This is a genomic window from Streptomyces sp. KPB2, assembly GCF_003950055.1.
GTDB lineage: Bacteria > Actinomycetota > Actinomycetes > Streptomycetales > Streptomycetaceae > Streptomyces > Streptomyces salinarius.
This window is the reverse complement of record NZ_CP034353.1, coordinates 6,749,221-6,762,291: the sequence shown is the minus strand read 5'-3', so window position 1 is coordinate 6,762,291 and position 13,071 is coordinate 6,749,221. Positions and strand designations below refer to the sequence as shown.

Genomic DNA, 13,071 nt, shown 5'->3' with positions numbered 1-13,071 from the left:
ACGCGTGCCCCGGCGGACCTAGCGCCACGGTTCGGATACTGAGCGGAGCGTGGCCGCCGTGGCGACGGCCGCGGTCACCGCCTCGTGGCCCTTGTCCTCGCTGGAGCCCTCGATGCCGGCCCGGTCCAGGGCCTGCTCCTCGGTGTCGCAGGTGAGGACGCCGAAGCCGACGGGGACGCCGGTCTCGACGGAGACCTGGACCAGACCCTGGGTCACGCCCTGGCAGACGTAGTCGAAGTGGGGGGTGCCGCCGCGGATGACGACGCCGAGGGCGACGATCGCGTCGTAGCCGCGGCCCGCGAGGACCTTGGCGACCACCGGGAGCTCGAAGCTGCCGGGGACCCTGAGCAGGGTGGGTTCGTCGATCCCCAGTTCGCGCAGGGCGCGCAGGGCGCCGTCCACCAGTCCGTCCATCACCTTGTCGTGCCACTGCGACGCGATCACGGCGACCCTGAGGTCCCCGACGTTGCGTACGGACAGTTCCGGTGCACCCTTGCCGCTCACGTGTCTCCTCGTCTCGCTTGCTTACTGGTTGCCGCAGGTGGACACGGGGGTCGTGTCCAGCCAGGGCAGGTCGTGTCCCATCCGGTCCCGCTTGGTGCGCAGGTAGCGGAGGTTGTGTTCGCCGGCCTGGACGGGCATCGGTTCGCGGCCGGTGACCGTGACGCCGTGCCGTTCGAGGGCGTCGCTCTTGTCCGGGTTGTTGGTCATGAGGCGGACGGCGCGCACGCCGAGGTCGGCGAGGATCTGGGCTCCGGCGCCGTAGTCGCGGGCGTCGGCGGGCAGGCCGAGTTCCAGGTTGGCGTCGAGGGTGTCGCGGCCACGCTCCTGGAGTTCGTAGGCGCGCAGCTTGGACATCAGGCCGATGCCGCGTCCCTCGTGGCCGCGCAGGTAGACGACCACTCCCCTGCCCTCGGCCTGGATGCGGTCCAGGGAGGCGTCGAGCTGGGGTCCGCAGTCGCAGCGCTGGGAGCCGAAGACGTCGCCGGTGAGGCACTCGGAGTGGACGCGGACCAGGACGTCCTTCCCGTCGCCGATCTCGCCGTGCACGAGGGCGATGTGCTCGACGCCGTCGACGGTGGATCGGTAGCCGTAGGCCGTGAACTCGCCGTGCTTCGTGGGCAGCCGGACCTCGGCCTCGCGGCGGACGGTGGGTTCCGCGCTGCGCCGGTGGGCGATCAGGTCCTCGATGGAGATGATCGTCAGGCCGTGCTTGCGGGCGAACGGGATCAGCTCGGGCAGCCGCAGCATGCGCCCGTCCTCGCCGGCGATCTCGACGATGGCGCCGGCCGGGCGCAGGCCCGCGAGGCGGGCGAGGTCGACGGCGGCCTCGGTGTGGCCGTTGCGGACGAGGACGCCGCCGGGCCGGGCGCGCAGCGGGAAGACGTGCCCGGGGCGGACCAGGTCGCCGGGCTCGGCGGTGCCGCCCGCCAGGAGCCGCAGGGTGGTGGCGCGGTCGGCGGCGGAGATGCCGGTGCTGACGCCGTGGGCCGCGGTGGCGTCCACGGAGACGGTGAAGGCGGTCTTCATCGACTCGGTGTTGTCGTCGACCATCTGCGGGAGCCGGAGCCGGTCCAGTTCCTCGCCCTCCATGGGGGCGCAGATCAGACCGCGGCACTCGCTCATCATGAAGGCGACGATCTCCTCGGTCGCCTTCTCGGCTGCGATGACGAGATCGCCCTCGTTCTCGCGGTTCTCGTCGTCGACGACCACGACGGGGCGGCCGGCCGCGATGTCGGCGACGGCCTGCTCGACCGGGTCGAGGGAGAGGTCGTCGATGCCGTCGGGGCTGTAGAGGATGGGTGCCGTGGTCATGCGGGCGCTCCTTCCGGGAGGGGGCGGGCCGCGTTGCGCGAGCGCAGCCACCAGTCGCGCAGGCCCCACAGGACGAGCGCGCCGTAGAGGACGTAGACGAAGCCGGAGAAGGCGAAGCCGTTGGCGAAGTTCAGCGGGACGCCGACGAGGTCGACCAGCAGCCAGGCGAACCAGAACTCGACCATGCCGCGCGCCTGGGCGTACATGGCGACGACGGTGCCGACGAAGATGTACGCGTCCGGCCAGGGGTCCCAGGACAGGGTGGGGTAGGCGGTGAACAGGGCGCCCACCGCGAGGGTGCCGACGGCGGCCGCGGCGACCAGGGCGCCGCGTTCGCGCCAGGTGGCGAACCGTACGGCGACGGAGCCGTCCTGCGTCTGCTGCCGGCCGCGGTTCCACTGCCAGAAGCCCCAGGCGGCGACGACCATGACGACGATCTGCTTGCCGGCGCTGCCGGAGAGGTGGGCGGTGGCGAAGGCCGCGAAGAGGACGAGCCCGGAGACGAACTGCACGGGCCAGGTCCAGATCGAGCGCCGCCAGCCGAGGGCGAGGCCGAGCAGACCGATCACGTTGCCGATCATGTCCGACCACTTGATGTGCTGGTCGAAGAGTGTGAACGCCTCGGAGTTGAGCCAGTTCACCGGGTGCCCCCCTGCGTACCGAGCAGCCGCTCGACGTACTTGGCGATGACGTCGACCTCGAGGTTGACCGGGTCGCCGGGCTGCTTGATGCCGAGCGTGGTCAGGGCGAGGGTGGTGGGGATGAGGCTGACGGAGAAGAAGTCGGGCCCGGCGTCGACGACGGTGAGGCTGATGCCGTCGACGGTGATGGAGCCCTTCTCCACGACGTAGCGGGCGAGGTCGGCGGGCAGGGAGATCTTCACGAGCTCCCAGTGCTCGGAGGGCTTGCGCTCGAGGATCTCGCCGGTGCCGTCGACGTGGCCCTGCACGATGTGGCCGCCGAGCCGGGCGCCGACGGCGGTGGGGCGCTCCAGGTTGACGCGGGAGCCGACGGCGAGGACGCCGAGGCTGGAGCGGTTCAGGGTCTCGGCCATCACGTCGGCGGTGAACTCGTCGCCCTCGTGGTCGACGACCGTGAGGCAGACGCCGTTGACGGCGATGGAGTCGCCGTGGCGGGCTCCTTCGGTGACCGCGGGGCCGCGCAGGCGGAAGCGACAGGCGTCGTCGAGGGTCTCGACGGCGGTGATCTCGCCCAGCTCTTCGACGATTCCGGTGAACACTTCCCGGGTCCTCCTGCCTCTTCGGGCACGGACTCCGGGGCTGTCGACGAACGACAGAAGGGACGGACGGGAACACCGGGAGCGACGACGCCGGACGGGGCCCGCCCGTGACGGACGTGCCCCAGAGATCGGCGGCGCGCACGTGTGCTCGCCCGCCGCGCACTGCCTCCCATCCGGACTTTAACCGTCGGTCCAGGAATTTCACCTGGTCAACCGGTCGCTGGAGGCGACCGGGTCGCGGACTGTAACCGCCGGTTCGGACTTTCACCGACCCCGGAGTGCGCTGCTTCTGGTACAGGGCCAGTGTGCCACGCCTGATCCACCTTCATGCGAACGGAGCGTGTGGAGTGGCTCACAGGGGGGTCATCGCCGGCTTCGGAGGGTGCCAACTGGGCGGCCGTGCCGTCGCCTTGAGATTGGTCCATACCTATTGACTCACTGGTCTAGTCCTCTCTACTGTCTGCGCAACTTCCGTGGAGAGGAACCGACTGTGCCTTCCCCGTCACGCTCCAGATCCCGCCACAGAGCCGGGCCGGCCCTGTTCGCGGCGGCGTCCGCCGTCGCCGGCCTGCTGCTCGCCGGCCTCCCGGCGACCGCCTCCCAGGCCGCCGACCAGGAGTCCTGCCGCCCCGACGGCCTGTACCAGACGCCCGGTGTCGACGTCCCCTACTGCTCGGTCTACGACTCCGCGGGCCGGGAGAAGATGGGTGCCGACCACCCGCGCCGGGTGATCGGGTACTTCACCGGCTGGCGCACGGGCAAGGACGGCAAGCCGGCCTACCTCGCCTCGGACATCCCGTGGGACAAGATCACCCACATCAACTACGCCTTCGCCCACGTCGACGGCGACAACAGGCTGTCCGTCGGCTCGGACGGCGAGAAGAACGCGGCGACCGGCATGACCTGGCCCGGGGTCGCGGGCGCCGAGATGGACCCGGACCTGCCCTACAAGGGCCACTTCAACCTGCTCAACAAGTTCAAGAAGCAGCACCCGGACGTCAAGACGATGATCTCGGTGGGCGGCTGGGCCGAGACGGGCGGCTACTTCGCCGACGACGGCTCGCGCGTCGACTCGGGCGGCTTCTACTCGATGGCCACCAAGGCCGACGGCTCGGTCAACCAGGCCGGCATCGACACCTTCGCGGACTCGGCGGTCGACTTCGTCCGCAAGTACGGCTTCAACGGCGTCGACATCGACTACGAGTACCCGACGACGATGAAGGACGCGGGCAACCCGCTCGACTGGTCCTTCGCCAACGGCCGCCGGGCCGGGCTGGTCAAGGGCTACGCGGCGCTGATGAAGACGCTGCGCGAGAAGCTCGACCGCGCGGGCGCCGCGGACGGCCGGCACTATCTGCTCTCCGTCGCCGCGCCGTCCTCGGGGTACCTGCTGCGCGGCATGGAGACCTTCCAGGTCCAGAAGTACCTGGACTACGTCAACATCATGTCCTACGACCTGCACGGCGCCTGGAACGAGTACGTCGGCCCGAACGCCTCGCTCTTCGACGACGGCAAGGACGCCGAGCTGGCCGCCGCCAACGTCTACGGCAGCGCCCAGTACGGGGGCATCGGCTACCTCAACACCGACTGGGCCTACCACTACTTCCGGGGCTCGATGCCGGCCGGCCGCATCAACATCGGTCTGCCGTACTACACGCGCGGCCACAAGAACGTCCAGGGCGGCACCGACGGCCTGTGGGGCAGGGCCGCCGCGTCGACCTGCCCGGCGGGCTCCGGCCTGACCAAGTGCGGGGACGGCGCCGTCGGCATCGACAACCTCTGGCACGACCTCGACACCAACGGCAAGGAGTCCCCGGCGGGCTCCAACCCGATGTGGCACGCCAAGAACCTGGAGAAGGGCATCGTCGGCGACTACGTCACCGACTACGGCTTCCCGGCGGACACGAAGCTCACGGGCACCTACGCCCGCAAGTACGACGCGACGCTGGTCGCGCCCTGGCTGTGGAACGCCGAGAAGAAGGTCTTCCTGTCCACCGAGGACGAGCAGTCGGTCGGGGCCAAGGCCGACTACGTGGTGGACCGCGGCATCGGCGGCGCGATGATCTGGGAGCTGGCCGGCGACTACGGCTGGAACGCCGCCAAGGGCCAGTACGAAATGGGCGACACCCTCACCTCGCTGATGTACGACACCTTCAAGTCGGCCGCGCCCTACGGCGCGAAGAAGTCGAACGCGGACCTGCCGACCGAGGCCGTGAACGTGGACGTGGAGTTCACGGACTTCAAGCTGGGCGACTCCAACTACCCGATCACGCCCAAGCTGCGGATCACCAACAACACGAAGACCGCGCTGGCGGGCGGCACGGAGTTCCAGTTCGACTACGGGACCTCGGCCCCCGGGAACGCCTCCGACCAGTCCGGTTTCGGGACCAGGGTCATCAGCAGCGACCACACGGGCAACAACGTGGGCGGCCTGAAGGGTGACTTCCACCGAGTGTCGATGAAGCTGCCGGCGTGGCAGTCGCTGGCACCGGGCGCGACCGTCGACCTGGCGTTCAACTACTACCTGCCCGTGTCGACCCCGTCGAACTGGACGGTCACGATCGACGGCAAGACGTACGCCCTGGCCGGCGACCTCGCCCGGGGCACGACGGTGGTGGACCCCGGCACGCAGACGCCGACGCCCACGCCCACGGACACCCAGTCCCCGACCCCCGGCCCGAGCCCGACGGACGGCACCGGGCAGTGCGCGGCCCCGGCCTGGGACGCGGCGGCGTCGTACGGCGGTGGCACCACGGTGTCCCACCAGGGGCACACGTGGAAGTCCAAGTGGTGGACGAAGGGCGAGGAGCCCGGAACCACCGGTGAATGGGGTGTCTGGCAGGACCTCGGCGCCTGCTGACCCCCGCCCGAACGGACCCGGCGGCGGTGACGAAGGCCCTTGCCCGCCGCCGGGTCCCCCCAAAGCACCCTGCCGGGCACGGGCGGGGTGCGTTTCCCCACGGAGTGCGCCAGGGTGTGATGGGCGAACCGCACGCCCATGTCCGGCAGGGGGCTGAACAGCATGACCACCATCCTGGTGACCGGCGGCACCGGCACGCTCGGCCGGCTCGTGACGGAGCGGCTGCGTGCCGGCGGGCACGACGTGCGGGTGCTCAGCCGGCACAGCGAGCCGTACGCCGTCGACCTCCGCGAGGGCGGCGACGGCCTGGACACGGCGCTCGCCGGTGTCGACACGGTCGTGCACTGTGCGACCACGCAGCGCGGCGGCGACGAGCGGTCGGCCGCGAACCTGATCGCGGCGGCGCGGCGGGCCGGAGTGACCCACCTGGTCTACATCTCGATCGTCGGCGTCGACCGGGTGCCGCTCGGCTACTACCGGACCAAGCTCGCGGTCGAGAAGCTGGTGGAGGAGTCGGGCCTCGGGTGGACGGTGCTGCGGGCGACCCAGTTCCACGACCTGGTGGTGCAGGTGCTCGGGATCCTGGCCAGGCTGCCCGTCGTGCTGCTGCCCGCCCATGCCCGCGACCAGCCGGTGGAGGTGGCGGAGGTCGCGGACCGGCTCGCGGAACTGGCCCAGGGTGCGCCCGCCGGCCGGGTGGCGGACATGGGCGGCCCCGAGGTGCGCACCTTCGAGTCGCTGGCCCGCGCCCACCTGGGCGCGACGGGACGCCGGCGGGCCGTGGTGAACGTGCCGCTGGCGGGGAAGACTTACCGCGCGTTCCGGGCGGGCGGGCATCTCGCGCCCGGACACGCGGTCGGCAGGCGCACGTTCGAGGAGTATCTGGCGGAGCGGTTCGGCGGCGGGGAGGGCGGACGGCGCGGATGAGCGGACGGGCGTGGCCGCTGGCGGGGCTGGGAGTGCTCGCGGGCGGCCAGGTGCTGCTGGGGCTGTGGGTCCTGCTGCTGCCCGAGCTGTTCTGGAAGTGGCCCTGGGTGTCGCACCTGCCGCCCTGCAACGAGCACCTGCTCCGGGACTTCGGCGGCGCGTCCCTCGCGCTCGCCGTGGTGCTGTGCGCGGCGGCGGCGACGATGGAACGCCGCCTGGTGCTCACGGCGCTGACGGCCTACCTGGTCTCCTCCGTCGCCCACCTCCTGTTCCACGCCTCGCACCTGGAGCCCCTGTCGGCGGCGAGCGCCGCGGGCTTCCTGACCCTGCCGGGCACGGCGGTCCTGCTCCCGGCGGCCCTGGTGTGGCCGGCGGCGGACGGCACGGTGTTCCGGGAACCCGACCCGGCGGGGCGGCCGTCGGCACCCTGAGGACACCGGTCCGCCAGCGGCGCACCCGGGCGCACCACCGCGCCCGGTCCGAAGCGCCGCGGGCTACCGCTCCGGTGGGGCGAAGAGGTCGTCCTGGGCGCGGTCGCGGGCGGTCAGCAGGGCGCCGCGCAGGACCGCGCCGCCGCCCAGGGTGCTCGGCCGTACCTCCGTGGCCAGCGGGGACATCCGGGCGAGGCGGCGTCGGACCCGGTCGGCGAGGGCGTCGGCGCCGGCCCGGCCGACCTCGCCCGCGAGGACCAGGCAGCCCGGGTCGAGGACGGAGACGACGGCGGCGGCGCCCAGGACGACGCGGTCGGCGAGGGCGTCGAGGAACCGTTCGGCGGCCGGGTCGGCGCCGGAGGCCGAACGGCGTACCGCCTCCCTGACCAGGGTGGCGGCGTGCGGCTCGGGCCCGGTGGACGGTGCCGTCAGCCCGTGCTCCGCCGCCAGGGCGGTCACCGCCGCCGCCCCCGCCACGGAGTGGAAGCCGCCGTCGCAGTCGGTGGCCGACGGCAGGCCCGCGGTGCCCGGCACCGGCATGAAGCCGATCTCGCCGGCTCCCCCGGACACGCCCCGGCGCAGGGTGCCGTCGAGGACGACGGCGGCGCCGATGCCGAGGCCGAGCCAGAGCAGGACGAAGGTGTCCCGGTCGCGGGCGGCGCCGTCGCGCTGTTCGGCCAGGGCGGCGAGGTTGGTCTCGTTCTCGACGCCGACCCGGGCCTCGGGGAACTTCTCCTGGAGCGCGGCCATCAGTCGGCGGTGCCACTCCGGCAGCCCGGTGGAGTCGCGCAGCTCGCCGCCGACCGGGTCGATCAGGCCTGGCGCACCGATACCGACGGTGTGCAGCCGGTCGGCGCCGGCCTCCTTGACCGCGCGCTCGACCAGGCTCACCGCCTGCTCCACCGCGGGACCGGTGCCGGAGTGGTCGTCGATGGGCACGGAGCCCTCGGCGAGGACCCGGCCGAGCAGGTCGGAGACGAGCACGGCGACGCCCTCGGTGCGCACGTCGAGGGCGGCGAGGTACGCGCGCTCGGCGACGATGCCGTACAGCTTGGCGTTGGGCCCGCGGCGCTGCTCGCCGGACTCCCCCGCCACCTCGATCAGTCCGGAGGCGGTGAGGCGTTCGACGAGGTCGGCGACGGTGGGCCGGGACAGGCCGGTCAGCTTCTTCAACTGGCCGGCCGTCAACGGGCCCTCCTGCTGGAGCAGATGGAGGGCGAGCCGGTCGTTGATGGCCCGGGCGGTGCTCGGGGATGCGGGCATGCCGGGATCCTTCCAGATCGGTGGCGCGGAGGCGCACGCCGGTAATCCACTATCTATCAGGCAGGCTCCCTGATAGTTTACCCCGCGCGCTGCCACACGCTGCCGCGCACCGAGGACACGGAGGGGTGGACCATGAGCACAGGGACCTACGGGCGAGGCGAGGTGAAGCGCGCCCGGTACGCGGTGGCGGCCGTGTTCGCCGTGCACGGCTCCGTCACCGGCTCCTTCGCGACCCGCGTGCCGTGGATCCAGGACCACGCCGACGTGAGCGCGGGCCAGTTGGGGCTGGCACTCGCCTTCCCGGCGCTCGGCGCCTCCCTCGCCATGCCGCTGGCCGGCCGGGTCACGCACCGTTTCGGCGCCCGGGCCGCCCTGCGCTTCCTGCTGGCGCTGTGGACGCTGGCGCTGGTGCTGCCCGCCCTCGCCCCGAACCTGGTCACCCTGTGCCTCGCCCTCTTCGTCTACGGCGCCACGGCGGGCATGTCGGACGTGGCGATGAACGCGCTCGGGGTCGAGATCGAGAACCGTCTCGACAGGTCGATCATGTCCGGGCTGCACGGCATGTGGAGCGCGGGCGCGCTGATCGGATCGGCGGCCGGCACGCTCGCCGCCCACCTGGGCACGGACGCCCGCACGCACCACGTCCTCGCCGCCGCCGTGCTGACCGTGACGGGCCTGGTCGCCTGCACGTGGGTACTGGACCTGCAGCCCGCCGAGGACGAGGACCCGCCGCCCCGGTTCGCGCTCCCGCCGAGGTCGGCGGTGCTGATCGGCGCGGTCGGTTTCTGCGCGGTGTTCGCGGAGGGCGCCAGCCTGGACTGGTCGGCGGTCTATCTGCGGGACGAGCTGGAGACCTCGGCCGGCCTGGCGGCGGCGTGCACGACGGGCTTCACGCTGACCATGGCGCTGAGCCGGCTCGTCGGCGACAAGGTCGTGGACCGGTTCGGCGCGGTGCGCACGGTCCGGGTGAGCGGGGTGCTGGCCGCCCTCGGCGGGCTGCTGGTCGTGGTCGGGGGCCATCCGGCGGTGGCGATGACCGGCTTCGCGCTGATGGGCCTCGGCATCGCCGTGGTCGTCCCGCTCTGCTTCGCCGCGGCCGGCCGGGCCGGTTCCAACCCGAGCCTGGCCATCGCGGGCGTCGCCACCATCACGTACACCTCGGGCCTGGTCGCGCCGAGCGCGATCGGCGGTCTGGCCCAGGCGACCAGCCTGGTGGTGTCCTTCGGTCTGGTGACCGTGCTGGCCTGCTGCCTCGTGGTGTTCGCGCGGGTGCTGCGGGCCGGGGACCGGAACCGGCCGACGATCAGTCCGCCGGCCGCAGAAGTGCCCGGCCGGCGGTCCTGAACGCCTCGCTCCACGGCGCCGGGCGCAGCGTCCCGGCGTCCAGCCGCACCAGCACCCGGGTGCCGCGGGCGTAGGTGGTGGCGCCGTCCGCCGAGCAGAGCCGGAAGCCGTAGGTCAGCCCGGTGGTGCCGAGCCGGTCCAGCCACAGGTGGACGGCGTACGCGCCCGGCCGCGTGACCGGCGCCTCGTAGCCGATCGTCAGTTCCCTGACCGCGTTGCAGGCGTCGCCGGCCGCTTCCCAGTCGCCCTCGAACCGGACACCGTGCCCGGCCCACAGCTCGGTCCAGGCCCGCTCGACCAGCACGGGGTAGCGGGCGTTGTGCAGCAGCCCGAGGGCGTCCAGGTCGTCGAAGTGGACGGTGACGGGGACGAGCCGGCCGTACGGCAGGGTGGACGGGGCGGGGGCGGCGGGCGCTTCGGCGGTCACGGTGGGCTCCTGGGTGGTGCGTGGTGGTACGCGCGGCGTCGTCGTACGGGGACCGCGACCATCCTAAGCGGACGCTCAGGACGCCCTTCGGGGAAGGTGCAGGTCAACCGCACGGCCGGGCACCCCCGACAATGGTCCGGACAGTCCTCACGTACAGAGAAAGCGAAACCTCACCATGGACCTCGGCGTGCGCTGGAAGCTGCACGGGGACGGGAAGGTACCCGCCCCCGGAGCGGTGGTCCGCCCCGACGAACGGCTCTCGTGGCCCCGCACGGCCGGGCTCGGCGCCCAGCACGTGGTGGCCATGTTCGGGGCGTCCTTCGTGGCTCCGGTCCTGATGGGCCTCGACCCCAACCTCGCGATCATGATGTCGGGCGTGGCGACCGTCATCTTCCTGCTCGCCACCCGCGGCCGGGTGCCCAGCTACCTCGGCTGCTCGCTCTCCTTCGTGGGCGTCGCCGCGGTCATCCGGGCGCAGGGCGGCACCAGCGCCACGGTGACCGGCGCGGTCCTCGTCGTCGGCGTCGCCCTGTTCCTGGTGGGGCTCGCCGTGCAGCGGTTCGGGGCGCGGATCATCCACGCCGCGATGCCGCCGGTGGTCACCGGCGCGGTGGTGATGCTGATCGGCTTCAATCTGGCCCCGGTCACCGCCTCCACCTACTGGCCGCAGGACCAGTGGACGGCACTGTTGGTGATGCTGTTCACCGGTCTGGCCGTGGTGTGTCTGCGCGGCTTCTGGTCCCGGATCGCGATCTTCCTGGGACTGGTCTTCGGCTACGTGCTCTCCTGGGCCCTCGACCGGGTCTTCGGGAAGATCCACTCGGTGGACGGCAGCGGCAAGCTCACCGACCACTGGCGCCTCGACTTCTCCGCCGTGGGCCGGGCCGACTGGATCGGGCTGCCGTCCTTCCACGGGCCGAGCTTCGAGTGGTCGGCGATCCTGGTCGCCCTGCCCGTCGTCATCGCCCTGATCGCGGAGAACGCCGGGCACGTCAAGGCGGTCGGCGAGATGACCGGCGACAACCTCGACGACAAGCTGGGCACGGCGATCTCGGCCGACGGCATCGGCTCGGTGCTCTCCACCGCGGTCGGCGGCCCGCCCAACACCACGTACTCCGAGAACATCGGCGTGATGGCGGCGACCCGGGTCTACTCGACGGCCGCGTACTGGGCGGCGGCCGGTTTCGCCCTGCTCTTCGGCCTCTGCCCGAAGTTCGGCGCGGTCGTGGCCGCGATCCCGGGCGGCGTCCTCGGCGGCATCACCGTCATCCTCTACGGCATGATCGGCCTGCTCGGTGCCCAGATCTGGACCAACGCCCGAGTGGACCTGCGCAACCCGCTCAACCTGGTGCCGGCCGCCGCGGGCATCATCATCGGCGTCGGCAACGTCAGCATGAAGTTCACGGACACCTTCTCCCTCAGCGGCATCGCGCTCGGCACCCTGGTCGTCATCACCGGCTACCACGCGCTGCGCGCTTTCGCCCCGGCCCACCTCAAGACCCAGCAGCCGCTGCTCGACGAGGGCACGTCGTCGTACGACGAGAAGACCGGATCCGGCGGGGACGGCGGCGGGGGTCAGCGCGCCAAGTCGTAGGCGTACGACGGGGTGAACGTGCCCGGTTCGCCCTTGCAGCCGTCGGACTCCCCCGGGAGCTTGACCCACAGGTAGGCGTCGACGCGCCCCATACCGGTGCTCAGGGTCGGTGCGCGGCCGATCCGGCGGCCGGCCGGGTCGCACCACTCGCCGTCCGGCGGGGCGCCGTTGCCGTTGCGGCTGGTGTCGATGACGGCGCCGAGGCTCGCCGGGCCGCCGAGGGCGTCGAGGACGGCGCGGTCGTAGGCGATCTCGTCGGCGGTGGCGTGGAAGTTGGAGACGTTGCTGAAGACGCCGTCGGAGGAGTCGGCCGAGGCGGCACCGGCCTGCTCGAGCCAGCCGGCCTGCTTGGCGGGCGCGTGCCAGCCGGAGTGGCCGGCGTCGTAGTAGACCCGGGCGCGGGGGTCGGCGTCCTTCAGCACCCGCCCCGCCCGGGCCAGGGAGGCGAAACGGTCGGCGCGCTCACCGGCGGACAGGCACTCGGACTGGGCGACCGAGTCGGGTTCCAGCACGACGATCACCTCGCCGGAGCCGAGCCCGGCGGCGAACCGGTCGATCCAGGCGTCGTAGGCGTCGAGATCGGGCGCGCCGCCCTCGGAGTGGCCGCCGCAGTCGCGGTCGGGTATCGCGTACGGCACGAGGACCGGCACCCGGCCCTGGGCGGCTCCCGCGGAGGTGACGGCGCGGACCCGGGAGGTGATGGTGGCCGGGGTGTGGTCGGCGAACCAGACGGCGGCCGGCTCGTCGGCGATCCGGGCGGCGATGACGTCGTGGCGCGGGTCGCCGGGGTGGGCCCGGACCCAGTCGAGGACCTGGGAGTCGGGGTGCCGGTACAGGCGCGTCGCGGTGGCCGTGGGCCGTGGTGTCCGCTCGGTGGGACTCGCGGACGTCTTCCTCGGCGGCACGGAGGGAGTCGTCCTCGTCGCCGTCGGCGAGGTGGTGGGGGACGGCGACGCCGAGGGTGCCGGGGACGGGGTGCCGGGCGGCGCGTCCCACCGCGGCGACGTCGTCACCCGCGGCGGGGCTGCGTCCACGTCACGCCCGCCGCCGTCGCCGAGCGCGGACAGCATGCCGGTCGCGGTACCGACCGCCACGACGACGGACGCCGCCGCGACCATCGCGCCGCGGCCCGCGGCACGCCTGCGCCCGGCCCCGCGAGCGGCCGGCCGC

General features: G+C 72.7%; 12 protein-coding genes and 1 riboswitch. Of the genes, 5 read left to right on the top strand and 7 right to left on the bottom strand.

The window, feature by feature from the left end; all coding sequences use genetic code 11:
• Window positions 1-18: 18 nt before the first annotated feature.
• From ribH to D1J63_RS30590, 4 genes are read right to left on the bottom strand one after another with little or no spacing between them, the layout of a single operon-like run.
• Complete coding sequence (gene ribH / locus D1J63_RS30605) at window positions 19-504, bottom strand: 6,7-dimethyl-8-ribityllumazine synthase (RefSeq protein ID WP_052837924.1); 486 nt, start codon at window positions 502-504, stop codon at window positions 19-21.
• Between the two features lie 21 nt (window positions 505-525).
• The gene (locus D1J63_RS30600; protein ID WP_125633286.1) at window positions 526-1,815 is read right to left on the bottom strand and encodes a bifunctional 3,4-dihydroxy-2-butanone-4-phosphate synthase/GTP cyclohydrolase II; all 1,290 of its coding nucleotides are present in this window, start codon (window positions 1,813-1,815) and stop codon (window positions 526-528) included.
• Window positions 1,812-2,456, bottom strand: coding sequence for a nicotinamide mononucleotide transporter family protein (locus tag D1J63_RS30595; RefSeq protein WP_059299488.1), 645 nt, complete (start codon window positions 2,454-2,456; stop codon window positions 1,812-1,814). The genes D1J63_RS30600 and D1J63_RS30595 overlap by 4 nt, the downstream gene beginning before the upstream one ends.
• Window positions 2,453-3,055, bottom strand: a complete 603-nt coding sequence (locus tag D1J63_RS30590) for a riboflavin synthase (RefSeq protein WP_125633284.1) — start codon at window positions 3,053-3,055, stop codon at window positions 2,453-2,455. The genes D1J63_RS30595 and D1J63_RS30590 overlap by 4 nt, the downstream gene beginning before the upstream one ends.
• Window positions 3,056-3,210: 155 nt before the next feature.
• Window positions 3,211-3,341: riboswitch (FMN riboswitch) on the bottom strand.
• A gap of 204 nt (window positions 3,342-3,545) precedes the next feature.
• Here D1J63_RS30590 and D1J63_RS30585 point away from each other — a divergent pair.
• From D1J63_RS30585 to D1J63_RS30575, 3 genes are all read left to right on the top strand, one after another.
• Entirely contained in the window at window positions 3,546-5,915 is a 2,370-nt protein-coding gene (locus tag D1J63_RS30585; protein WP_125633282.1) for a chitinase C-terminal domain-containing protein, read from the top strand.
• Between the two features lie 162 nt (window positions 5,916-6,077).
• Window positions 6,078-6,842 (top strand): NAD(P)H-binding protein, encoded by a 765-nt coding sequence (locus D1J63_RS30580; protein WP_125633280.1) that lies wholly within the window; start codon window positions 6,078-6,080, stop codon window positions 6,840-6,842.
• A complete protein-coding gene (locus tag D1J63_RS30575; protein ID WP_241235623.1) occupies window positions 6,839-7,273 on the top strand; it encodes a hypothetical protein in 435 nt (144 codons plus the stop codon). Before D1J63_RS30580 ends, D1J63_RS30575 begins: the two co-directional genes overlap by 4 nt.
• Before the next feature lie 63 nt (window positions 7,274-7,336).
• Here the strand turns inward: D1J63_RS30575 and D1J63_RS30570 are convergent, their stop codons facing one another.
• Entirely contained in the window at window positions 7,337-8,536 is a 1,200-nt protein-coding gene (locus tag D1J63_RS30570) for an ROK family transcriptional regulator (RefSeq protein ID WP_102931139.1), read from the bottom strand.
• Between the two features lie 132 nt (window positions 8,537-8,668).
• Here D1J63_RS30570 and D1J63_RS30565 point away from each other — a divergent pair, with 132 nt between their 5' ends.
• A complete protein-coding gene (locus tag D1J63_RS30565; RefSeq protein WP_125633278.1) occupies window positions 8,669-9,880 on the top strand; it encodes an MFS transporter in 1,212 nt (403 codons plus the stop codon).
• Here the strand turns inward: D1J63_RS30565 and D1J63_RS30560 are convergent.
• The gene (locus D1J63_RS30560) at window positions 9,840-10,307 is read right to left on the bottom strand and encodes a thioesterase family protein (RefSeq protein WP_125633276.1); all 468 of its coding nucleotides are present in this window, start codon (window positions 10,305-10,307) and stop codon (window positions 9,840-9,842) included. The genes D1J63_RS30565 and D1J63_RS30560 overlap by 41 nt on opposite strands.
• A gap of 175 nt (window positions 10,308-10,482) precedes the next feature.
• On the opposite strand from D1J63_RS30560, the gene D1J63_RS30555 reads away from it, so the two are divergent.
• Complete coding sequence (locus D1J63_RS30555; RefSeq protein WP_125633275.1) at window positions 10,483-11,901, top strand: solute carrier family 23 protein; 1,419 nt, start codon at window positions 10,483-10,485, stop codon at window positions 11,899-11,901.
• On the opposite strand, the gene D1J63_RS30550 is transcribed toward D1J63_RS30555, so the two are convergent.
• Window positions 11,883-13,019, bottom strand: a complete 1,137-nt coding sequence (locus D1J63_RS30550; protein ID WP_125635935.1) for a glycoside hydrolase family 6 protein — start codon at window positions 13,017-13,019, stop codon at window positions 11,883-11,885. The two genes, D1J63_RS30555 and D1J63_RS30550, sit on opposite strands and share 19 nt — an antisense overlap.
• Window positions 13,020-13,071 lie beyond the last annotated feature (52 nt).

Coding starts and splice junctions, on each gene's coding strand:
- D1J63_RS30600 (WP_125633286.1), bottom strand. CDS start 1,815: ATGACCACGGCACCCATCCTCTACAGCCCCGACGGCATCGACGACCTC.
- D1J63_RS30580 (WP_125633280.1), top strand. CDS start 6,078: ATGACCACCATCCTGGTGACCGGCGGCACCGGCACGCTCGGCCGGCTC.
- D1J63_RS30575 (WP_241235623.1), top strand. CDS start 6,839: ATGAGCGGACGGGCGTGGCCGCTGGCGGGGCTGGGAGTGCTCGCGGGC.
- D1J63_RS30570 (WP_102931139.1), bottom strand. CDS start 8,536: ATGCCCGCATCCCCGAGCACCGCCCGGGCCATCAACGACCGGCTCGCC.
- D1J63_RS30565 (WP_125633278.1), top strand. CDS start 8,669: ATGAGCACAGGGACCTACGGGCGAGGCGAGGTGAAGCGCGCCCGGTAC.
- D1J63_RS30555 (WP_125633275.1), top strand. CDS start 10,483: ATGGACCTCGGCGTGCGCTGGAAGCTGCACGGGGACGGGAAGGTACCC.
- D1J63_RS30550 (WP_125635935.1), bottom strand. CDS start 13,019: ATGGTCGCGGCGGCGTCCGTCGTCGTGGCGGTCGGTACCGCGACCGGC.